The sequence below is a fragment of the Mesorhizobium sp. M0808 genome (genome assembly GCF_040320025.1).
In the GTDB taxonomy this organism is placed as follows: Bacteria; Pseudomonadota; Alphaproteobacteria; order Rhizobiales; family Rhizobiaceae; genus Mesorhizobium.
Map to the genome: position 1 here is coordinate 1 of NZ_JAMYOX010000049.1, position 20,812 is coordinate 20,812.

Genomic DNA, 20,812 nt, shown 5'->3' on the forward strand with positions numbered 1-20,812 from the left:
CCATTCCGGCAGGAGCGGACACAGTCCATTATCACAATCACAGGATCAGCAGATCCAGCTTTTTCAATAACATAGCGAGGTGTGCATTATGTCGTGGGATCGGCGCAACCAGGGTGATGAAGGTATGCCACAACTCACCGAGCTTGATTGGCGATCCAGCGTTAGCCTCTCAACCTGAAATCGCGGCAACGTTTGCCGCTGACTGATCAAATGCCAGCCGCAATCGCTCCATTTCCGGGCGACTGTGTTCGCGGGCGGCAAGGATCTGGGCTCTTGTCTGCTTGAGCTGCTCAAGACCGAGAACCAAAGCGCCCTGCAGGCGCTTGCGATCGCCGAGCATGTCCTGGTCGATCTGCGCGATATCGCGCGGATCGATTGCTCGTGAGGGATCGAAGACAAAGCGGGCTTCGACCGACCTTCGCCAATTCAACAACTTCTGCGCCGTTTTGGGGCCGAATCCGGGCACGCTGTAAAGCTTGTTTCTTTCGATATCGAGCGCTGTTTCGACGCCATACGACTCCAGGACCTGTTTCTTGCCCGGTCCGATGCTCTCGATCTTTGCCGATGAGATTTCAAAGTTGTCCAGGAACCGGTGCAGTTGCGCCTGACGGCGGTTGCGCTCGAGGTCCGAGATCCTGGCTACCCGTTTGGAAGGTAAGATGTCCCATTCGCGCCTGAGCCCGGCGAGCACCGTTTTTTGCCTGTCGAAGGCATCCGGCCCGGCCCTCTGCATCCACGCGGTTTGCGCGTTTTTCCACTGGGTGGCGGCCTCGCCGGCGATGCGCCGGTATTCCGCAGCCTCACTGTCCCTGTTCAAGAAACCTCTCAACCCCAGAAAAACCCCCAAGGCGATGCCCAGCACCCAGATCTGCGCCATCATCAAGCCAGCGACGCCGACCACTGCGGCCGCTATTCCTGCCCGGAAGTTGGTGCGGCGCGCGTGCCCCTTGAGCTTCAAGGCGTTGGGATCTGGTGTCACATTCGTTTCGGGGGAGCTCGGCACCGGCCCGGGATGCGGGATGGCGTCCACCTGCCGCTGGAATCCGGCGATATCGAAAAGCGTCGCCCCGCCGGCGGGAACAACGGTTGAGAAGAGCGGGACGCCCGTGGCGCCTTCCATTTTGCACCAAGGGCACGGCGATGAGCCAAGTGACCAGTGGCTGGAATTGGCGGAGCACTGCTTGAGGTTCGCTTCAAGTTCGGCCAAGGCAGCCACCCAGTCCCGGGCCACGGGCCTGCCAGCCGACGTCCCGTTTTGCAAGAAGGCATCCTCAAACATTTTTGCAAGTCGTGGCCCGACGATGGCGAGTTCAGGGGAACTCGGAGGCCTCGCCATTCCAACCGCGGCGGCGTTCGTCCCGTAGGGAAAGCGGTACTCCTCGATCGCCTTCGAAATCGGCATGTCGCCGGTTCCCGCGTAGCGGCCGGCAAAGGGGTGTTTTCCCATGAACAGCAACAGGAAGGCCATCACGGCCAAACCGAAATTGTCGTGATTGGGCGTCCTCACGATGCCCGAAAACGATCTGCCCTGCAGCTCCGGCGGTGTGAAGGTCTCGATGCCCACCTCGCAAAGATATTGCTGGCCCAGATAGGAGACCTGGAAACTGTCGCAGTCGATCAGGCGCACAGTAGCGTCCTGCGCCACGAGCACACCGCCGTGGTTCACATCGCCGATGACGCAGGCGTTGTCGTGAACGGCCGCAAATGCTCTCGCGGTGTTTGCCGCCACACGGGTCAGAAATCGCCAATCGACCCGCTGAAAGTCGGTTCTGCGGCTTTTGGGGCTGTAGAGCTGATGGATGCTCTTGCGACCGCTGATCTTCGGCATGATCAGCCCGATGGGCTTGCTGTCCTTGGAGCAGACCAGCCCCGTCGGCCAGGCCGTCAGCTTTTCGAGTGAATCGGTCTTGATCTTGCCCATCGCACGGATTTTGTCGATCCTCTGCTGCTCGAGCGGCCGGTGGTAGATTTTGGCGACATGGTTCTTGTGTGCAGCCAGGTCGTAGACGGCGCCTTCGCCGCCCTGGCCGACGATCTCGCCGAGTTTGAGGGCTTCCCCTCGCAGGGTGAACACCTCGCGGACCTTAGCATTCATTTTGCGGCCAACATCGCTTCAGCTGGCGATCTCGTGGCCAGGATCAATGACTTGTCATCATCGGTCCTCTCGCAGATCTGCGGCGAAAGCAGATAAGCCTTCAGCCCATCCGACAGCGTAGAGTCCTCGCCCGCCACCGCCGATCGTCTGACGGCCGGGAACATCGTATCGAAGAAGGGCTGATGGACGCTGCGCGAAGCCTGGTGCAAGACGAGGTTCTCGATACCGTCCGAGAACAGCGCGACCTCGTCAATACGCCGCGGCGCGAACTCGAATTCGAGGACATCCGCGACATTTGATGACGTGACGAAGTTGGTCGTGTTGGCAAACTCGCCGTGCTGCGGCCAGAACACGTAGGACCATCCGTCTTCACTGCCGTGCGACACGACCATTGCGCCGTCACCGACCTGAAAGAACACGGTGCTCGTGGGGCCGAGGATGGCAACCAGCAGCGTGCATGCATAATCGCGCATCTCGTGCCCGAGTGCGCGCGCATGAGCGGCGATGCGCTCGGCAATTTCGGTCACCCAGCCCAACGCTTTTGGCCGGTCGATCTGATCAAGCGCGCCGTTCTCTGCGAAGTGCACGAAAATGAGCTCCAGCAGGTTCTGCCCGGCCAGCCAAGACCCAACCTCCGAATGCGCCGCACTGCCAGCGCCGTCGCAGACGGCGGCCGCGAGGATTGGACCTTCCCTGCCCTCGATCAGGGCATGGATCGAATTATCCTGACAGGGCTTGCCGGCCGTGACATGCGAAGTGCCGATGGCGCTAGCCGACGCTATGCGCCAAGACATCACACCTCGGCCCAACCTGCGGGAGATTGGAGCGCCACGGTCTGTCCGACCTGCGACTGCGAGACGCCCGACAGCGATGCGGAGAGCCATGAGAACAGCTCGCGGAATTTGAGGCCACTTAGCTTCAGCGGCTGGCGTGTGGAGAGCTTGGCGAGGATGTCCATGTTGGCACCTTCGACGCCAACGGCGAAGAACGAAAACGCCTTTGCCGCCTCGCCGGATTTGACCGCGTGTTCGGCAGCAACGATGCTGTCCGTGGGCGCGCCGTCGGTCATCAGAAAGACCCAGGGGCGGTAGTAGGAGATGCCGTTCGCGCGGTAATCATCTTTGCGACGTCGCAACATCTCGAGGCCCTGCTCGATCGCCGCACCCATAGGGGTGTCGCCGCTGGTAAGCAGCGTAGTAGGCGTAAACAGGTCAGCGGTCTGGAACGGTGCGACGATGTTGACCGGTCCGAAGGTGACGATGGCGACCTCGACGCGTTTCATCGCCAGGCTGTCCGCCGCGAGCTCGTCCTTAAAGGCGACAAGTCCCTGGTTCAGCGCGTCGATCGGCGCTCCGTTCATCGAATAGGACGTGTCGAGCAGAAGGAGGCATGGACAGCGAGGTTCGGGGTTATCCGCGAACTCTGCAGCTCCAAACGGTATCTGATCAAACTGGTTGGACATTTTACTTGCCTTTTCGCCGAAATATCGCTTCCCGCAAGCCCGGGTCTCCCGGCATTCGGCAGGTAGCGTCCAAAAAATTATTGAAACCGGAATTGCAAAGCGCGTCGATGCCCTTGCCCGCCCCAATTTTCAATCCCCTTCCCTATCTACAGATGCTCGGTTTCTGCTGTCAATTGACTTGAGATTTAGCCACCAAAAAGTCGATTCGACTTTCGCGGACTGCTCTGTTTTGTATTGTGCAGGGAGGGTGAAATGGTCAGCCAACAACGGATCGGCTGGGGCATCGCGGTTTTCTGCGCTATCGGGTGGGCCATGTCGAGCATCGACGCCCGAGCGCCACCCCCCGCGGTCCCCGCGGCAACTACCTCCGCGGCGCCTCAGTCACAGCCGAACAACAGCTCGATTGCCTATGCAAAGCCCGACGCGGTGGCTGCCCAGAAGCCCAATCCCACCACGTTGGTTCGCTGGCTGTACACCACCAAAAACGTCCGCGTCAGGGTCGCGCCGGACACCGGGGCGCGTATCATCACCACGCTTCCGCTGGGCGACCTGGTCCAGACCAATGGTCAACAAGGTGACTGGTACAATGTGACGGTCTCCGCACGGATCGGATGGATCCATGGCGGCTACCTCAGCGAGGCGAAGCCGGTCGAGCTGACTTCGACCACACCGGTCGCGCCAGCGGCTGTATCAGATGACGGCACCGTTTCGGAGCATGCTTCGGGCGATCCTGTCAGAGACCCCGTGGTCGGCAGATGCGACTGCCCATACGACCTGATGCGCAATGGGCGTTTGTGCGAGGGCCGGAGCGCTTACAGCAGGCCAGGCGGCAGAAGCCCGGTGTGCTACTGGTAGGAGGGCTGCGCCGCCAGCAGCGAGCGGTTGATCCACCCGAATGTGACTTTGTCCTTGCTGACCCGGGCCCAGCGACCATTGATTTCGACCACCGTCAGAGCGGTGCCGGCCGGCACCTGCCTCACCACGGTGCCGCCCATGGAAGGATCCGAACGGATGTTCGCGGTCCTGGTCACGACTGCCGTTGGGAATTGCTCGCTTTGCGGCTGCTCGACCGCTGCCGAGGAACCCAGATCGGTTCCGGATGATGTGCTTGGCGGTTTCTGATCACCAGCGGAGGTGGGCCAGCCATCGCCAACGGGAGCGTCCTGCCTAACCGGCGCTTTGGCTGCTTCCACAAATGGCGGCAGATTCGAAGGGCTGATGTCGCGGCTTGCCGGCGGCAGCGGTTGGGTCTGTCCTGGTTCCTGGCGGACGGTTCGGGCTGCCAATGTCAGGCTTGGTGCAGCGCCGGATTTTGTGTCGGAATTCTGGGCCAGCAAGGCCGCCCCCACACCGACGACGCCGATAGCAAGCAAGGACACTTGCGCCACCCGGCTTCCCCTGGTGGCGTGGTAGATCAGGGCCACGAGTGCTGCGATCAATAAACCCAGAAAAAGAGCTGATTTGCCGCTGCGCTTGGAAGAATAGGACATGCCCGAACCGGGCAGACCGGCCGTGCTCTGAATGCCGCCGCGGCCCATGTTCAACGTGGAGCCGGGCTTGCCAAAGGAGGCACTGCTGAGCCCTTTCCCGGTGACGTTTAGGCGAACGCCGGGAATAAGCCTCAATGACTCTCTGTATCTAAACCCCACTGCGCCCCCGCGCGTATTTCGAAGCGAACATTAGCGTTGGAGCATTTGCTAAGCAACTTCCATTTCATACAACTCGAGGCCAACTAGTCTATCGATTTGAAAGTTACGTTCGCGCTTACCGGCTTCGCCGCAACGGCCTCCACTTTGGCCGAGCCTTGATCTTAAGGTGTCCCGACATCGATCTGCAGCACCGGAACCGCTATGTCCTGTTGCGCAAGATATGATTTGAGGGTCTCCTGGAAACGCTCAATGTCTGGCAATACCTTGCGGCCCACACGGATGATTTCATCACCCTTTGGCTCTTTCTCGAATACAACGTTGATCTGAAGATTGGCCAGCGACGGGTTCAACACGAGAAACCGATCGAGGGTGCTGTTCAGAGCGGTGCGCTCCTCGGACAGCAATTGATCCAGAAACTCATAGCCCTTCATCCGCGGTCAGCACTTTTGCTCCCCTCCCCTCCCCTCCCCGCCACGGTTCGGTCGAAGAGGTGACCAAGCAGGTACCCTCTCCGGCGGATAACTGGCAAGTTCACTCTTTGTTCTATTCGGCCGCCCTGCAATCCTGTATACTTTGAGGCGTTCTTTTGCACCACGTTCCCTTGCGAGGATCTGCCTGATGACTGTCCAGCCCAGGACTCTCAATGAGCCGGCAATCAGCTGCCCGAGCTGCAAGACCGACATCAAGCTCAACGAGTCGCTCGCGGCGCCGCTGATTGCGGCCACGCGCGAGGAATATGAACGGCGACTGGCGCAGAGCAACGCCGCCATGACGGCCAGGGAGGAGGAGGTTCAACGCAAGCAGGCGGCTATCGACGCCGCCCGGGATGACATCGACAGCCAGGTCGCCGAAAAACTCAAGCTCGAGCGTGCCGCCATCGCCGCCGAAGAGGCCCGCAAGGCAAAACTTCTGGTCTCGACCGACCTTGAGGACAAGGACAGGAGGCTGGGCGAGATGGAGACGACGCTGAGGGCGCGGGACGAAAAGCTCGCCGCGGCGCAGTTGCAGCAGGCCGAATTTATGAAGCAGCAGCGGGCGCTCGACGATGAAAAGCGCGAAATGGCGCTGACCATCGAAAAGAGAATCCAGGAAGGGTTGGACGCCGTCCGCGTCAAGGCCAGGACCGAAGCCGAAGACGGCCTCAAGATGAAGGTGGCCGAGAAAGAGGAACAGATTGCCGGCATGCAGCGCCAGATCGAGGAGCTGAAGCGCCGCGCCGAGCAAGGATCTCAGCAGCTTCAGGGCGAGGTCCTTGAGCTCGAGCTGGAGTCGCTGATCGCCAGCCGGTTCCCGATGGACATCATCGAACCGGTCGCCAAGGGTGAGTTCGGTGGTGACGTGCTGCAACGCGTGGTGGGACCGGCCGGCCAGCCGTGCGGCGCAATCCTGTGGGAATCAAAACGCACCAAGAACTGGAGCCAGGGCTGGCTGGGCAAGCTGCGGACAGACCAGCGCGCCGCCAAGGCAGACATCGCGTTGATGATCTCCGAGGCGCTGCCTACGGGGGTCGAAACGTTCGATCTGGTGGATGGCGTCTACATCGCCCATCCCAAATGCGCGATTCCGATCGCGATCATGCTCCGGCAATCCCTCATCGAGCTCGCCAACTCCCGCCTCGCCCAGGACGGTCAGGCCACCAAGATGGAGCAGGTCTACGGCTATCTGACTGGCCCCAGGTTTCGCCACCGGGTCGAGGCGATCGTCGAGAAATTCTCCGATATGCAGGACGACCTTGCCAGGGAAAGGAAAGCCACAATCCGCCTGTGGGCCAAGCGGGAGGCTCAGATCCAGGGTGTCATCGAGTCGACCGTCGGGATGTACGGCGATCTGCAGGGCATCGCCGGCAAGGTGATGCAGGAGATCGCGGGCTTGGAGGTCTTGGCCATAGAAGCATCCGCGTCCATCCCCGATTGAGAAGGCTAATCTAAACTGGATATCGGATTTGAGAACGAGGGCAAGCTGCTCCTTGTTACGGATGATCCGTCAAAAGCGGAACGCAATGCCAAGAAGCCGCCGCGCTGAACCGCCTCGCCCGGCCGGGTCATCAGATTGCTATGCAGCCTGCGGTTTTTGCGCCAAGCTGTGCGGACAATGAAAGCCTGCCCGTGACAGACCGTGAAATCCACCTTTACCTCGATGATAGCGGCAGCCGCGAGCCAGACCGACAACCAAAGGAGAAGCGGCGGGACGAGATGGATTATTTCGCCCTCGGCGGCATCCTCATCAACGAGGAAGACGTCGACGAGCTCTATGCGCGCCATAAGGCCTTCTGCCAGAAGCACGGCATCACCTACCCGCTGCACTCCTGGGCGATCCGGGGCGGCCGTGGCGACTTCGGCTGGCTGAAGAAGCCCGAGGCTGCTTTTGAGTTCCTGGGAGATTTGCAGGGGATGCTGCTTGCACTGCCCGTGATCGGCATCGCCGCGGTGATTGATCGGCCGGGCTATGTTGCCCGCTACCGTGACCGGTATCAGGACCAGTTGTGGTTCATGTGCAAGACCGCCTACTGCATCCTGATCGAGCGCGCCGCCAAATACGCCCGCAGCCAGGATCGCAAGCTGCGCGTGTTCTTCGAGCGGGCAGGCAAAGCCGAGGACCGCGACCTGATAGCCTACACGCGGATCCTGAAGACGCAGGGGATGCCGTTCGACGGTGCCAACTCCGCCATCTACGGGTCGTTAAGCGCCGAGGAGTTCAAAGACATCGTGCGCGGAGAGCCGCGCGGCAGAACCAAAGCCACGCCGATGCTGCAGATCGCCGATCTCTACCTCTATCCGATGGCCAAGGGCGGATATGACCCGTCCTACCGGCCCTACAAGGCCCTGATGGACAACAAGCGTCTGATCGACGCGCACCTGCCGCCGGAGGACCTGGCATCCTGCGGCATCAAATACAGCTGTTTTGAGAGGATAAAAAACAAAGACCCGGACTAGCCGGGCCTTCGTTTTGAAAAGTTCGGCTGGCGCCTGGCGCCAACCCCGGAGCGATGCTCACGTCCAAAGTATGGGTATTGACGCTCTCTTTGTCAACACCCCGGGTGAACCTCTGGTCGGGGGGCCCTATCTTATCGCTTGCATATAGCACGCTTCGTCTAATCGACACTTCATATCATTAAGTCCTTTTCTTTGGGTGCAGCGCGGTTCCCCGGCCCCTGAATCCAGGGACATAGGCCGGGCGAACCCTGAGACGCCCTCCCCCCGACGCAAGATTCACCCCAGAACCCCTTGCGCTTCGGCAAAGACCACCGATATCTAAGGCTTCAGTTGATCACCGGAGAGCCCAGATGGCCCAGCCAGAGACCGCCAAGGCAGACGTCGACAAGCTACGCACCAACGAGAAGAAGTGGACCAAGGCACTCATGGCCACGGGCTGGAGCGCTTTCCCCAACATCATCATCGAGAAACAGCAGGCTCTCGGCCTCGATGCGCTCGATATGAACATCATCATCCACCTGGTCCAGTACTGGTGGCTGCCCGACAACCTGCCCCACCCCTCGGTGGAGACGATCGCCAAGGCGATCGGGGTGACACCCCGCACCATTCAGAAACGCATTGCCGCCCTCGAGGCCCTAAAACTTCTTGGCCGGGAAGAACGGCGCAACACGCCCAATGGCAGCATGACGAACCGCTATCATTTCGACGGCTTGATCGAGGCCGCCAAGCCGTTTGCGCTGGAAAAGGCCGCCGAGATCAAGAAGGCGGCCGAAGAAAGGTCAGACCGGTTGAAGCGCAGGAAGCCGCAACTGGTCGTCGACAACGATGCATAGGCAGATCGTGGCGTAGCTCAGAGGACAGAGCGCCTCGCTTTCGACCTGGGTGGTGCGTGACACCGCTATCTAGGGGCGAGGAGGTCGCAGGTTCAAGTCCTGCCGTCACGCCATTGTCCCCGATATGGATCCCCCGGCTCCGGAAACTCGAAAGATTTCCGATCTACCGTGGTTTTTCAATGGCCTCCCTTTGATATTTGTTCTGCGTATGTTCATATCAAGGGACCAACACGAGGACTCAACATGGGCATGCGATACAATGGCCGGCCGTTTGATTCGGGGGATTTTGCAAAGGATTTTGAAGCTGCAGCTGTCGAGAACATCAAGGAACAGCTGTGGGAGAGGTTCAGTGCTATTCGCCATCCTGATACAGGCGAATTTCCCACTGTCCTGGTCCTTGGAGAAGCCCTTGACGATTTGCGGCTCAGTATTGAGGGCTCGCCGCAGCTTCTCGCGCTGGTGAAGGACAAGATGAGCGACAATGAGCAGGCGTCGACTGTGTTCCTGCCCCTGCAACAGGGCTCCCCGAAAGCCTTTCTCAGCTACTCGTTCGACGATCGCGAGCTAGCAGAGACGGTCGCGCGCGCACTGATGGCGGATGGAATCGATACTTGGTGGGCGGAATGGGAGATCCGTTCCGGAGATTCCTTGCGCCGCAAAATCGACGAGGGACTGGGCAACTGCACGCATTTCATCGTGCTGCTGACCCCGAGCGCCATGCAGAAGCCGTGGGTCCAGCAGGAGATGGATGCCGGCCTGGTCCGCCGCATCTCTGGGCAGGCGCGCTTCATAGCCCTTCGCTGCGGTGTCGCGGCACGGAAATTGCCGCCGCTTCTGTCGGGCATGCTCTCGCCAGAACTTGATGCCGCGCGCCTAGACGAAGGCGTGCGCAATCTGGTGAACGACATCCATGGCGTGACGCGTAAGCCGCAGCTCGGCCCAGCGCCCATTGCGGCTGTGCAGCCGGCAACGGGTTACTCCAAGGTCGCAACGGCAATTGCCAAGATCTTTGTTGAGGAGACGTCGGATGCAATGTTCTCGCACCCTCAGAAAGGGGTAGATGAGCTGGCGACCGCCATTGAAGCGTCAGAGGAGGACATCGAGGACGCTCTGCACGAGCTGCGCGATCTCGTTTCCGTCAGCTTCGGCCGCGTCTTGCCCAAGGAGGACCTGTTTGCCACATTCGACAAATATTTCATGGATTGGTCGCCCGAAGATGACGCGCTGCGTATCGCTGCCGACCTGATCAACGACCCGTCGATGCCTCACGATACAGGCCATGTCGCCGAGCGGTACGGCTGGGAGCCGAGGCGCATAAACCCCGCTCTGGCCTATCTGATGGCCCGCAAGCTGATCGTCGATTACAAGGTACTCGCCAGCCAGTACAATTCGATCCGGGTGGTGAAAACGGACGCCACGCGGCGCTTCGTGAAGAGCCGAAGCTGAGGATGCCAATCCGCAGGGTCATGCCCGACAAGGTGCAGTGACCGGGGAGCCCGACCACAGGACCATGGAGCAGCCGCCCTTCTATTTTGGCAAATGGGGAGACGTCCCCATCGATGGCGATGTGAGGCCATTTAGCATCTTCAATCCGGTCCGCAGCGGGGCGGGACGGACGAACCGAAAACACCACTTCATCTCGGTCACCTACATGGAAGGCTTCGCCGATGACCGCGGCCGCGTCCAAGTCTATCGGGCCGAGGCGCCAGAGGCACCGCTGCCGAAGCAGCCGAGGGCAACTGGGTACGAGAACTACTATTACTCTCAGAAACTCTCCGGTGGCGGTCAAGAAAACCACAGATTCGAAGACCTCTGGAATCCGATCGAGACCGTTTGGCCGGAGACCGTCCGTGCGCTTCAAGCACGTCGTCTTTCACCGGCTTTATCCTTCAATGTCCAAGGCATGCAAACGATCATGCGCACGCGCGTTCCGGCGACCCGTGATCACATTGCGCTTATGCTGGAGGCTAAGCTGCGAAGCGAATGCAAGGTGCTCGAGGAAATCGGTAAGCTGCCCCCAGACTTGGAACGCTACGCCGGTCAGTTCGACACAGTCCCAGTCGGCATCAATCCGCAAGAAACTCTGCTCGCGATGGAGGACGAATCCCAGACGTTCGGCGATCTCTGCTTTCGGCTTGGCTTCGAGGTTCTTCACAACAAGACCGACATCCCATTCCTCACCTCCGACAATCCGGTGTGTACCTATGACCCGCGCAAACCGCTGCTCGCACGCACCCCCTACGATCACTCCGGTGACATCGAGCTGATCTTTCCCCTGACCGCCCGCATGCTGGTGCTCGGTTCAAGCAAGCGTCAGCCGTTTGGCGTCCTGTCACGGCACCGCGACGTCACGGATAAGCACAAAGTTCGCGGGTTCAATCGAACAATCGCTCAATTCGCGTACCGGATGACCGTCGGCCAGGACCGGTCGAGCGATGCGCTGATTTGTCTCCATGCGCGTCTCGTACCGACGATCAGCACCGAGGTCCGCCGACACAACAATGAAATCCAGATCGTCTGGCGTCATATCTTCGGGCCGAAACCTGCTCTTTCTCAGTACATTGACACCCCGGAAAAGGCCTCTCGGCTAGAAGCGAAAATGGCCTCAGCAGCATCGAGCCCAGTGTCCGACGGGAGCTAGCCGAATTGACGATCGGACACGCCGGCGCAAATAATCAAGATCGGAAAAGCACGTTGCACTTATAGAGAGCTCAATAGCAATCGACCCATATCTGTTTGCCCTCGATCTCAATTCTGTTGTTGCACAATGCTCACTTTTCAAATCGTTCTTTGGGCGGAGTGAGAGGTTGGGGGCTGCATGGGTAGGGCGTTTTTTTCTTTCGCAGTATTCGCAATATCGTCGATTATCTCTACGGCGGCGCTAGCCTGCCCTGACGGTCAAACAAACAAATGTTTCATCGAGTGCGTCTGCGTTCCAGATATCTCGGTACCAACCGTCGATAATGTTCGACGCTCTATCGATAACGCGGTCCAATCGTTCCCACCGACCATGGTCACCGATGGCATTAAGGTCGCCTTTCCGGCGTCCATCGCGATCAACGAAGCGGCCAAGGCGACAGGCGATCAAACTTTGGTTGCCTCGGTGCTCAGTTTTGAAGCCCTCGGGACCAAGCTTGACCGGGAGACCCAGACCGCGATCAAGAATGCCCTCACGAACCCCAGCCAAGCCGTGAAGGACGCGGCGCAGACCCAGTTGAAGGCCGCGAACGATGCCGTTGACGCGATACAGGCGTCTGCCCGGTACGCCGAGAGGGAGGCGAGAGGTTATCAGGACGTCCTGAGCGCGGCGGAGAGACGAGCTCGCGAGGGCAAAGTGGTCGATGCGATCTGGCACCTTGGCACGGACAAACTAAGGGTCGAGAGCGACAACGCGGCCCAACTCATGCAGGAGAGTGAAGTTGCCCGCACCACGGCCCAGGGCGTGGCGTCGTCATATGGGCCGGCTGGTACCGCCGCCTTTGCGGCGTGGTACGAGTACTACAGATCGAAGGGCGATGTGCAGAAGGCGCTGTTTACCGGTATCTATACCTACGCGGTTGCGACAGGTCGTACATCGATCAATACGATGCCCACCGGCACAATCGAGGAAACTCTCAAGAAATCAGCCACGGCTGCGGCGATGCGGGGGCTGGCCGTTGCAGCGGCTGGAGGGAACCAGGAAGACATCTCAAACATCCGCTCCGTCAATCACCAACGCATCACCGGCGATTGCGACGCCCTGTTCACTGTCACGAACACAGCGGTGTTCCATCCACATATCAGGTTCCAGGCCGATGGCCCGGGTCGCGGGCATGTTTCGGCATGCTCGCTGACACCTGGCTAAGGACGCAGAGGCTTCTGGTCCCTCTCTTCTGGCGGGAGCGTGTCCGGCTGCGAGGCACATGTCCAACGAACCGCTGCCCGCTTCCGGAGCTCAATCTCTGCTACAGTTCTCCCATGTCCCCATTCTCCCATCTCGATCCGTATCTGCTCAACCCAGCCAACGATCCACTGGTGTTCGACGCCACGCTGGCAGATTACGGGAGCTACACAACGGAACATTTCGTCTTGCGCCTCAGTCCCCGCGCCCATGAGCTTGTCGACGCCCTCACCCAGCGCGACACCGAGGGTCATGACGTAGCCGAACTGTACCAAGCCTACTCGACCTATCTGCACGAAACCGTGCATTGGTGGCAGCACATGGGGTCTACTGCGGGACTCATCCTCAGCCTGGCGTACCCGGCGCAAATCTATGGCAGCATGACGTCTCTTCAGACCTTTGCGCGAGGCGCCGGCGTCGTCAAACCTGTAAAGGCTTGGGCGCACAGGGCGATGCTCGACGGTCGGACACACTCTGATCCGGTGCTCGCCGCCGCCAATATTGCCGTCAACGACGCACTCGACATCAAGTTCTACAAGCAACTTGCCTGGTCGCCGGAGTCGATCCTTTCGCTGGAGCAAACGCCCTATTTTCAGAGCGTCGGGCACAGCTACCTCAAAACCTATGGTGAGATCGTCCACGCGATCAACGGGTCCTGTGACTTCGCGGAAGGGCAATTTCCCGACCCCGGTCGCTGGGATGCACAATTCCTCAAGCTTCAACTCAGCCGGAGTGAAGGCTTCCATCGCGGTGCGCGCCCACCTTACGCCGACATTGGCATCCAGCAGATATTCGAAGGCCAGGCCCGCTTTTGCCAAATTCAGTATTTGGCATCGTCAGGCGGTCCCGAGCTGCTTCAGACGTACCGCGAGCAAGGCTATTTTGCGCCCGTCTATGTCGACGCGTTTGAACTATTCCTGGTACTTACCGGGACAGAGTGGCCCGAACGGTATGACAGCCCGATCGTCGGCCTGTTTCTGCTGATCTGCGACCTGGCAATCAACCCGACGAGGGGGTTTCCGCTCGACATCGAGTTCTTCGAGGACTTCATCTGCGACGTTGATCCCGGCGCGCGCTTCACAAGGCTTTGCCTGGCTGCAGCCGAAACCCCTGAGCTCGCCCAGGCGGTACAAAGTTTCTCCGCTCAGGAGTATGAGCACGTCGCGGCGCGACTGAGCGAGCGATGCGGATACGATGATCCGCGGACGGGACTTGCTGCCGTGGTCGGGCTGCTCGGCGACAAGGGCCCTGTCGATGCCCTGATGGAGGAGCATCGTACGTTCAATTATGCCGGTGTGAACATGCCTGTCCGGGTCCTGATCTCGCACTTCATCGCTTTTTGCCAGGACAAGCAGCGCCGGCCCGAATTTTTCTGTTGGCCGGGCTTCTGGATGGCGGGAGACAAGTTCAACCCTGAGGCTGGGTCGCTGTTCGCCACCCATCTGTCCCTCTTCCCGGACAGAGGTGACACCGAGCAGATCTTTCCTCGCGCCGTGCGCGGCCGGAGCCCCGAAAACATCAAGAAGCTGGTCAACACCTTCTTTGGCGGAATGCTCGTGTTCGATCTCGCCCTGCAATGGGTCCTCGAGCCGGGACCTTTCCGCTACGATTTCAAATGGCTTACCGGGAAATCCGAAAATGCTGCACTGATCGCCTTGGCGAAGCGACAGTTCGCGCAGTACTACGGCCCGGATCCTGACACCTGCACTCTAATCGACTCGCCAGTTCCCTGATGGTCCCGACGAGCGCCTAGCCACATGCCGGAGGTGCAGGCACCGGCCGGCATGACAGCTGTGGGGGTGTGTGACGCCCGTCCTGACCCAAGCAACGACACTCGAGATGGCGATGCTTGCCTTTCACCGTGTTTTACGTACAATGTCCGTACGATATGGGTTCTGTACGGACTTGATTGGAGGTAGAAATGGTGAAAACCGAGCGATTCGAGCTCAGGCTCGATGAAAGCACGATTGACCGGATCGATGCTTGGCGGGGAGAGCAGCGTGACCTCCCTTCGCGGGCAGAGGCCATCCGCATCTTGGTGTATACGGGGCTTGAGGCTGGTCGGCGCAAGGCCTTCCGGCCGACCAGCTCTGAAAAACTGATCATGTGGATGCTAGGCGAAGTCCTGCGCCAGCATAAAGGCTACGAGGACATGAAGTCAGTCGAGTTGATTCAGAGCGCCATCTACGGAGGCCATTTCTGGGGCCTGGAATGGGAAATGTCGGGCATCTTTCACGATGACGTCGACGACCCCGAGGCGCTCGACTTCGTCGTCAACACGATGGCGATGTGGCGAGCCATCGAATGGGGATATGAAAAGCTCAGCCCCGTAGACAGGCAGCGCGTCGAGGACCAGGTAGGGTACTGGGGCAAGGATCCCAAGTTTGACGGCTTCGACGGGAACGAAGAGGGACGCTACATGTCGATGGCCAAATTCATGGTCGAAAAGCTCGGGCGCTTTGAGGAGTTCCGGGACAGATCCCTGAACGCTCACGCCAACACGGTGTCGACTTATCGCGAGATGCTGCAGAAATATGCCGAGATCGAGGCCCGCCGCGGTTCGCCGGCATACAGGCGTGCCGGCCAGTTGCTCAACGCCGACGAGCTCATCGAGCTCCTCAAGCTCCGGTAGCGAATGGTGCAGAGTCGCTGGCCACGATAAGCCCGGGTCGGCGTGGAATCGTCAGTTTGCGGACCGTTCCAAAACTGCCTTTAGATTATTCAAAATGGCGCGCCGCATCTCCTCGGTGCCCAGGCCCACAACGTCGCCAAGCATGCGAACGGCCTCGTCCACGCCGCCCGGCGTGACGGGGGAACCATCTACCTCCACGAAGGGACCATCCGTCTCCGTGAGCAGCCGGTCGAGCGGCAAGGTCCCGAGGAGAGCCACTGACCGCTCGGACTTGAACATCGCCTGGTTGACGGAAAAATAGCACCCGAGAGCCGCAGCCCGCCGCGCGTCTGCGATCGACCCGCTGAACCAGTGCAGCACCACCTTGCCACTGCCCCTGGGAAGCAGCTCCTCGATGTGGTCGAGAACCTTCGACGCCGTGCGGACGCTATGCACGGAGAGGATCTTGTCCCCCGCCCTCTGGCAGGAGGTTAGTATACGCCTGAAGACGTCGACTTGACGATCGATCGAACGGTAGTGTGCGGGGCTCGCATCGAGACCGACTTCGCCGACATACCTCGTCTCGGGCAAGAGCGCCTCGAACAGGGGCAGTTCGGTCCAGCGCTGCTCGGCAAGATGCGGGTGAATGCCGAGCCCGATGCGCACAAACTCGGCGCCCTTTGCAAGGTTCATGTTCTGCCTGAACGCCTTCGGCGTCGTCGTCACCGCGAGCGTCGCCACCTTAGCCTCTTCACAGGCTCTTATAGCCGCGGCCGGATCTGGATACAGGTCCAGGTGACAGTGGAAATCGACGAGGCGTGGTGCAGACATGCTCAGCTAGGCTTCGCCCTGACGGGTTCGAGGAAATGGGCCACTTCCTGCATCCCTCGCACGAAGACGTCAACATAGTCGTCAATCTCGGACGGCTCGTCGGTCAGCGGACCGGGGATGCGCGCGAGGGCCTTTGCGGCCCGCGGATTCCGCCGTAACCGCTCCGCCATCAGCTGAAACGACCTTACATGTTCGCCCTCGGCTTCGAGCGTATCGAGACGACGCGCCGCCAAATCCTTCACCACATAGGGTGTCGTATCCGACTCGTTCGCGTCCAGGCCGGCTGCCAGTGATGCTCTGCGGATCAGACAGGGGACGCACGTTCCGCAGTGCTGCGGTGGCAGGCCTCTGTAGCGGGCTTTCGCCGGCGAGGAACACGACATCGAGGAGGGAATGGCCCGTCGCAACAGCGCCGGATCCTCGCAATCCCTGACCATCTGACCCTTGGTCACGTGGCGGTAGGGGTTTTCCAGACGCCGGGCGATGCCAAGCCCCCGCATCAACTCGTTGAAGCGCGCCATGTAGAATGGGTGAGTGGTGCGGGTGCTGAGCGAACCGAGGCGGAGCGGGTCGAGGGGGACGTTGAGGCCGATCAGGCCGTTCTCGGGCACGCGAACGGGGGCGTCAGACGTCAGCCCCGAAGCCGCCAAAATGGCCAACGCGAAGAACAGGAAGGATCTCCCCCTCTGGCTGTTTTCCACCTCGCCGGTGTCGACATGGTTGCGGTCGAAGCCGAGGCGCGCCCGCAGGGACAACGGCTCGTTTGTTTTGTAATTCTTGCGCAGCAAGTCCAGCAGCAACGTCTGCGCCTTGCTCGTCTCCGAATCCCAGTAATGGCTCACCAGGAGCGGCTTCCCGCCCCCGGCCAGGAAATCCAACGCCCCGACGAGACTGTCCAGACCGCCGGAGAACAGACACACTTCGTCCGGCTCGGCCAGGCCCAGCGACGGCCGTGCCGTTGCGATCGTCGCAAAGGGTGCGGGCCGTGCCCTGAACACGATGCGCCAATGGTCGCCCGTCAAGAACCTGAGAGTGCGGGCGAGCAACGCTCCCTGCGCCGCCCACAAGTCAGGCTCACGCACCGGCACCACTAGGTCCAGCTCCCGGGTCCAGCCGTCCTGTGCATTCGCGGAGCGCGAGGCGCGGGTGTCGGCCGCGTTGACCATGGCCGCGACGATGACGAGGTCGATTGCGGTTTCCGTCGGCCTGAGACCGAGGTCGGCCAACGTCTGCAGAGCGTTGCCGATGCCGTAATCGAGCCGCTTGTTCGCGGCCACGAACTGGACCGTCACCGGCGTCGCGTCCGGCTGGACGACCGGCACGGCCCCGTTATCCGCCGCACCCAGGCGGCCGACAAACACGAAACGTCTCATGCGCTATCCCCCAGGATGCGGATCAGTTCGAAGGACTGCTCGTAGATGGCCTGGACGAAGGCCTCGACGCCCGCGTAGGGAACTGACGCCAGCGTGCCGCCCGCAGCCGCGAAGCGATCGCGGACGGTGCCCTGGATGAAGTCGTGCAGCGTCCTCTGAATGATCTCGACCGCGGCAACGTCGGTCGGGAGCCGTATGGACCTGCCCCCGATCTCGTTGAACAACTTGGTCTCGATCGAGCGTGCGAGCGCACCGATGAACACGGCGTCCAGCACGTCGGGCGTGGCGCCATCGAAAGGCAGATCTCCCGCCGCGCCGAGCTCGCCCACGGTCTCGAGCATCGCGTTCCTCGCAATGGCCTCATCGATCGTCCCGCCATCCGGACACAGGAGGTCCGTGAGGGCGAGGAAGACGTCCGCTATCGGGGCGCCGACGAGGCTCTGCAGGTTGAAGACCCGCAGAGCCGCAGCCGGGCCGTTCTGCGCCACCTGCCCCAACAGCTGTCCCAGGCCCGTCATCACCCTGCGGGACGGCGCCATGGCGCGGGCAGCGTTGCGTGCACCGCCCATGGCCCTGACGTACTTGCCGGCGGCGCGCCTCAGGTCCCTGCCGCCACCCCCGCGCGAGCGGGCCGCACGGGAGAAATCCGAGCGGGCGGAGCCGAGCGGCTTGCCCGCCGCCGGAGGCGCCAGCGGGGGCAGCGGCTGTGGGACGGCAACCGGGTTTGGCGGCGCGCCGGGAGGGGGCGGTACCGGAGTTGCTCCCGGCTGCCCCGGCGGGGCGGGCACCGGAGGCGGTGTGGGAGGGGGCGGGGCCGACGGGGTCGGCGCGGCGACGTCGTCCACCCAGGTTGGGAGCAGCGCCCGGGGGGAACTGGGCTTGGTGCCGGAGGTTCCCAGGTTACTTTCTCTTCGACTTCGGGTTCATCTGCAGGGACGCGACGACGCTCAGTGGCTTGTTCGAGGTCTGCGTCGCCCACTCTCCCACGAGCTCGGCGAACTCTTGCGCCTGCGGACCTTCAACCGCGACACCCCAGCCGCTGACCACCCAGCCGCCGATCTTGCTCACCGGCAGTCGTCCGAGGAATGCAACCAGCGGTTCGCGCAGTTCCGGCCGGTCTCCGCAGAGGCGCGCCAGCCCCTCGGCCGCCGGCGGCCGTTTGCCGAGATCTTCGGTCTGATCAATCTTCGTCACGAGGCCCTGGAACACCCGGTTGGCATCTTCGGGGGTGAGCGCAGCCACCTCGGCCTTCGTCACCTGCGTGATGCCGAGAGTCGACGTCGCCAGCCGCTCGATCATGGCTTCCACGGGGCCGCCGGCGAGACCGATGCCGGCGGACGTCCTGCGGTCGCGGCTGACAAACACGTAGGGCCGCAGGTCGATGCCGTTCAGCGGCGGGGTGATCGCCGCCCAGCGCTTGACCCACTCGATGTTGGGCCAGTCGGCCATGGGATCATCATCGGCGTCCTTGCCACCCTTGGAGGCCACTTTCCGCTCGAGGATCGAGATGGTCTTGGAGCCGTCAGCGGACGCGTCGCGGGCGATCGCGTTGAACAGTTCCGGGGCGAATCGCTCCGCCAACATCAGCTTGGCCAAGACGGATTGCTTGATATCGTCCTGGAAGCCGCGCTCGCTGGCGATCTCGACGCGCAGGGCCATGGTGTTGACGAAGCGTTTGATCTGCCGGGGATTGCCGTGGGCGCCCTCGGTCAGGATCGGCGTAATCTCCGCCGCAAGCTGCAGGGCGGCATCCAGATCGGAGGGTATGGACCCCAGCTTCGCTTTGATTTTGTCTCGGTCGAAGCCGGCGCCCAGCCAAGGCCGCTGCAAGGCCTTGCGCGCCACCTCGAGCAGGCTCTTGAACTCCACCGAACTGTCGCTGACGCCGGAGGCCAGATAGAGCAGCAAGGTGAGATAGACCAAGGTCTCCGACGCGCCAAGGGCCGGCATGCGGAACGGAACCTGGATTAGTTTTTCCAAGTAGTTGCGCGCGTAGCTTGTCGGCCCCGCCGCCGCCGGGAGATCGGGAAAGTGGTTGCGCACGGCGTATTCAATCATGCCCTCGTCAGCGGCGATGACGAACGCCGCGTTCGGCACGAACAGGAACAGGCGGATAGCCTCCAGCGTGGCGATCGCCGTCTGCGGGAGGCATCGATCGAGGTCGTCGATCAAGACGATCAGCCGGTCGACCTTGGCGCGCTCCAGCAGCTCCTCGAAGTCTTCGCGAAAGGCGTGCATCCGCTGCGGCGTCGTCTCGGAAGGTGCGGCCTCCTTAAAATGCTCCGCCGCACCGTCCATGACCTTGTTGAACACGTCGCCGGTCAGGTAGGCCTTGGAATCGCTGATCACCTTGCTCGCGATCGAACCAATCCCCTGGATCAGGTCCGGACCCGGGATCCCGGTCGCCATGGTGAACGCCAGGCTGCCCGCGGTGCGGGCGGCCTTCATCCAGTTGACGGCCCTCAGGACGTCCCAGGCCTTGTCCGCCACCTTGGCGATCCCGGACCTCTCCTTGAGGAGGGCTGCGACGATCGTCTCGATCAGCACCGCCTTCGCGTCGTCGTATCCCTCAAACAGCCAGCCGTTGAACCGGACACACAGGGTGTCTGTCTGTCCCTTGAATGCCGCCTCGATCATCAGCAGCGTGCTGGATTTGCCCGCTCCCCAGTCGCCGTGCAACCCGATCGTCAACGGTTCCTTCGACCTCTGCCTGATCAGCTTGACGACCGTTTTGGCGACCGTCTCGTAATACAGGTAGTCGATGGCGGTTTCATTATCCGCGATAATCACGAAATCCCCTCCCCCAAACCCCGGGTATCCTTACCGCTATAAAAGAGGCCAGAATTGCAATCTGTCTCTCGCAATAACCCCCCAAAGCACTGCGAGACATGCGCCAACCGCTATTTCGGTCGGCTCAGCAATTAGAAACGCCGGCCAATGATTTGTCTAGGAGTTTTCTTGGGTTGATTTGCTTATCCAGTCTCCGTCCGAAGACTTTTAAATAGCACTCTCGATGGATACAACTTCACACTAGGCAGCGCGCCTGACCCATCCTGCATCGCCACCGGCGTTTTGGTTCTCCAGACCGGCTCGCGCCAATCAGCGGAGCAAAACCCCATCGATGTGGATGTTTCGTACAATCTTG

General features: G+C 61.1%; 18 protein-coding genes and 1 tRNA gene. 10 read left to right on the forward strand and 9 right to left on the reverse strand.

What is annotated here, in order from left to right; genetic code table 11:
• Positions 1 to 169: 169 nt before the first annotated feature.
• The 3 genes from NKI25_RS31675 to NKI25_RS31685 all read right to left on the reverse strand — a co-directional run bounded on the left by NKI25_RS31675 (position 170) and on the right by NKI25_RS31685 (position 3,557).
• Positions 170 to 1,921 (reverse strand): protein kinase domain-containing protein, encoded by a 1,752-nt coding sequence (locus tag NKI25_RS31675; RefSeq protein WP_353000374.1) that lies wholly within the window; start codon positions 1,919 to 1,921, stop codon positions 170 to 172.
• A 170-nt stretch (positions 1,922 to 2,091) separates the two neighbouring features.
• Positions 2,092 to 2,889 carry a PP2C family serine/threonine-protein phosphatase gene (locus NKI25_RS31680; protein ID WP_352828120.1) on the reverse strand — a complete coding sequence of 266 codons (798 nt, stop codon included), beginning with the start codon at positions 2,887 to 2,889 and terminating at the stop codon, positions 2,092 to 2,094.
• Positions 2,889 to 3,557, reverse strand: coding sequence for a vWA domain-containing protein (locus NKI25_RS31685; protein ID WP_353000377.1), 669 nt, complete (start codon positions 3,555 to 3,557; stop codon positions 2,889 to 2,891). Before NKI25_RS31685 ends, NKI25_RS31680 begins: the two co-directional genes overlap by 1 nt.
• Before the next feature lie 252 nt (positions 3,558 to 3,809).
• Here NKI25_RS31685 and NKI25_RS31690 point away from each other — a divergent pair, with 252 nt between their 5' ends.
• Positions 3,810 to 4,412 (forward strand): SH3 domain-containing protein, encoded by a 603-nt coding sequence (locus tag NKI25_RS31690; protein WP_352828115.1) that lies wholly within the window; start codon positions 3,810 to 3,812, stop codon positions 4,410 to 4,412.
• On the opposite strand, the gene NKI25_RS31695 is transcribed toward NKI25_RS31690, so the two are convergent.
• The gene (locus NKI25_RS31695; protein ID WP_353000379.1) at positions 4,403 to 5,206 is read right to left on the reverse strand and encodes a DUF4236 domain-containing protein; all 804 of its coding nucleotides are present in this window, start codon (positions 5,204 to 5,206) and stop codon (positions 4,403 to 4,405) included. The genes NKI25_RS31690 and NKI25_RS31695 overlap by 10 nt on opposite strands.
• Before the next feature lie 161 nt (positions 5,207 to 5,367).
• The gene (locus tag NKI25_RS31700) at positions 5,368 to 5,637 is read right to left on the reverse strand and encodes a hypothetical protein (RefSeq protein ID WP_352828110.1); all 270 of its coding nucleotides are present in this window, start codon (positions 5,635 to 5,637) and stop codon (positions 5,368 to 5,370) included.
• Positions 5,638 to 5,824: 187 nt separating this feature from the next.
• Here NKI25_RS31700 and NKI25_RS31705 point away from each other — a divergent pair, with 187 nt between their 5' ends.
• The 9 genes from NKI25_RS31705 to NKI25_RS31745 all read left to right on the forward strand — a co-directional run bounded on the left by NKI25_RS31705 (position 5,825) and on the right by NKI25_RS31745 (position 15,484).
• A complete protein-coding gene (locus NKI25_RS31705) occupies positions 5,825 to 7,120 on the forward strand; it encodes a DUF2130 domain-containing protein (RefSeq protein WP_353000382.1) in 1,296 nt (431 codons plus the stop codon).
• 191 nt (positions 7,121 to 7,311) lie between these two features.
• Positions 7,312 to 8,139 carry a DUF3800 domain-containing protein gene (locus NKI25_RS31710; RefSeq protein ID WP_352828108.1) on the forward strand — a complete coding sequence of 276 codons (828 nt, stop codon included), beginning with the start codon at positions 7,312 to 7,314 and terminating at the stop codon, positions 8,137 to 8,139.
• 350 nt (positions 8,140 to 8,489) lie between these two features.
• Positions 8,490 to 8,972, forward strand: a complete 483-nt coding sequence (locus NKI25_RS31715; RefSeq protein WP_353000384.1) for a helix-turn-helix domain-containing protein — start codon at positions 8,490 to 8,492, stop codon at positions 8,970 to 8,972.
• A 6-nt stretch (positions 8,973 to 8,978) separates the two neighbouring features.
• Positions 8,979 to 9,083: transfer RNA gene (locus tag NKI25_RS31720), tRNA-OTHER, on the forward strand.
• Between the two features lie 57 nt (positions 9,084 to 9,140).
• Positions 9,141 to 10,418, forward strand: coding sequence for a toll/interleukin-1 receptor domain-containing protein (locus NKI25_RS31725; RefSeq protein ID WP_353000386.1), 1,278 nt, complete (start codon positions 9,141 to 9,143; stop codon positions 10,416 to 10,418).
• A gap of 64 nt (positions 10,419 to 10,482) precedes the next feature.
• Positions 10,483 to 11,613 (forward strand): DUF4238 domain-containing protein, encoded by a 1,131-nt coding sequence (locus NKI25_RS31730; protein ID WP_352828101.1) that lies wholly within the window; start codon positions 10,483 to 10,485, stop codon positions 11,611 to 11,613.
• 369 nt (positions 11,614 to 11,982) lie between these two features.
• Positions 11,983 to 12,816 (forward strand): hypothetical protein, encoded by an 834-nt coding sequence (locus tag NKI25_RS31735; RefSeq protein ID WP_353000389.1) that lies wholly within the window; start codon positions 11,983 to 11,985, stop codon positions 12,814 to 12,816.
• Positions 12,817 to 12,929: 113 nt separating this feature from the next.
• Positions 12,930 to 14,585 (forward strand): hypothetical protein, encoded by a 1,656-nt coding sequence (locus NKI25_RS31740; protein ID WP_353000391.1) that lies wholly within the window; start codon positions 12,930 to 12,932, stop codon positions 14,583 to 14,585.
• A gap of 188 nt (positions 14,586 to 14,773) precedes the next feature.
• Positions 14,774 to 15,484: a YfbU family protein gene (locus NKI25_RS31745; RefSeq protein WP_353000393.1), complete on the forward strand. Its 711-nt coding sequence runs from the start codon at positions 14,774 to 14,776 to the stop codon at positions 15,482 to 15,484.
• A gap of 51 nt (positions 15,485 to 15,535) precedes the next feature.
• Here the strand turns inward: NKI25_RS31745 and qatD are convergent, their stop codons facing one another.
• The 4 genes from qatD to qatA all read right to left on the reverse strand — a co-directional run bounded on the left by qatD (position 15,536) and on the right by qatA (position 20,457).
• Complete coding sequence (qatD, locus tag NKI25_RS31750; RefSeq protein ID WP_352828094.1) at positions 15,536 to 16,294, reverse strand: Qat anti-phage system TatD family nuclease QatD; 759 nt, start codon at positions 16,292 to 16,294, stop codon at positions 15,536 to 15,538.
• A 2-nt stretch (positions 16,295 to 16,296) separates the two neighbouring features.
• Positions 16,297 to 17,667, reverse strand: coding sequence for a Qat anti-phage system QueC-like protein QatC (qatC, locus tag NKI25_RS31755; protein ID WP_352828093.1), 1,371 nt, complete (start codon positions 17,665 to 17,667; stop codon positions 16,297 to 16,299).
• Positions 17,664 to 18,236 (reverse strand): Qat anti-phage system associated protein QatB, encoded by a 573-nt coding sequence (gene qatB, locus NKI25_RS31760; protein WP_352828090.1) that lies wholly within the window; start codon positions 18,234 to 18,236, stop codon positions 17,664 to 17,666. Before qatB ends, qatC begins: the two co-directional genes overlap by 4 nt.
• Before the next feature lie 331 nt (positions 18,237 to 18,567).
• Complete coding sequence (gene qatA, locus NKI25_RS31765; RefSeq protein WP_353000396.1) at positions 18,568 to 20,457, reverse strand: Qat anti-phage system ATPase QatA; 1,890 nt, start codon at positions 20,455 to 20,457, stop codon at positions 18,568 to 18,570.
• Between the last annotated feature and the right edge of the window lie 355 nt (positions 20,458 to 20,812).

Bases quoted from the DNA above. Each gene is read 5' to 3' on its own strand.
- NKI25_RS31675 (WP_353000374.1), bottom strand. From the start codon at position 1,921: ATGGGCAAGATCAAGACCGATTCACTCGAAAAGCTGACGGCCTGGCCG.
- NKI25_RS31735 (WP_353000389.1), top strand. From the start codon at position 11,983: ATGGTCACCGATGGCATTAAGGTCGCCTTTCCGGCGTCCATCGCGATC.
- qatD (WP_352828094.1), bottom strand. From the start codon at position 16,294: ATGTCTGCACCACGCCTCGTCGATTTCCACTGTCACCTGGACCTGTAT.
- NKI25_RS31685 (WP_353000377.1), bottom strand. From the start codon at position 3,557: ATGTCCAACCAGTTTGATCAGATACCGTTTGGAGCTGCAGAGTTCGCG.
- NKI25_RS31690 (WP_352828115.1), top strand. From the start codon at position 3,810: ATGGTCAGCCAACAACGGATCGGCTGGGGCATCGCGGTTTTCTGCGCT.
- qatB (WP_352828090.1), bottom strand. From the start codon at position 18,236: ATGGGCGGTGCACGCAACGCTGCCCGCGCCATGGCGCCGTCCCGCAGG.
- NKI25_RS31740 (WP_353000391.1), top strand. From the start codon at position 12,930: ATGTCCCCATTCTCCCATCTCGATCCGTATCTGCTCAACCCAGCCAAC.
- NKI25_RS31680 (WP_352828120.1), bottom strand. From the start codon at position 2,889: ATGTCTTGGCGCATAGCGTCGGCTAGCGCCATCGGCACTTCGCATGTC.
- qatC (WP_352828093.1), bottom strand. From the start codon at position 17,667: ATGAGACGTTTCGTGTTTGTCGGCCGCCTGGGTGCGGCGGATAACGGG.
- NKI25_RS31705 (WP_353000382.1), top strand. From the start codon at position 5,825: ATGACTGTCCAGCCCAGGACTCTCAATGAGCCGGCAATCAGCTGCCCG.
- NKI25_RS31730 (WP_352828101.1), top strand. From the start codon at position 10,483: ATGGAGCAGCCGCCCTTCTATTTTGGCAAATGGGGAGACGTCCCCATC.
- NKI25_RS31745 (WP_353000393.1), top strand. From the start codon at position 14,774: ATGGTGAAAACCGAGCGATTCGAGCTCAGGCTCGATGAAAGCACGATT.
- NKI25_RS31715 (WP_353000384.1), top strand. From the start codon at position 8,490: ATGGCCCAGCCAGAGACCGCCAAGGCAGACGTCGACAAGCTACGCACC.
- NKI25_RS31700 (WP_352828110.1), bottom strand. From the start codon at position 5,637: ATGAAGGGCTATGAGTTTCTGGATCAATTGCTGTCCGAGGAGCGCACC.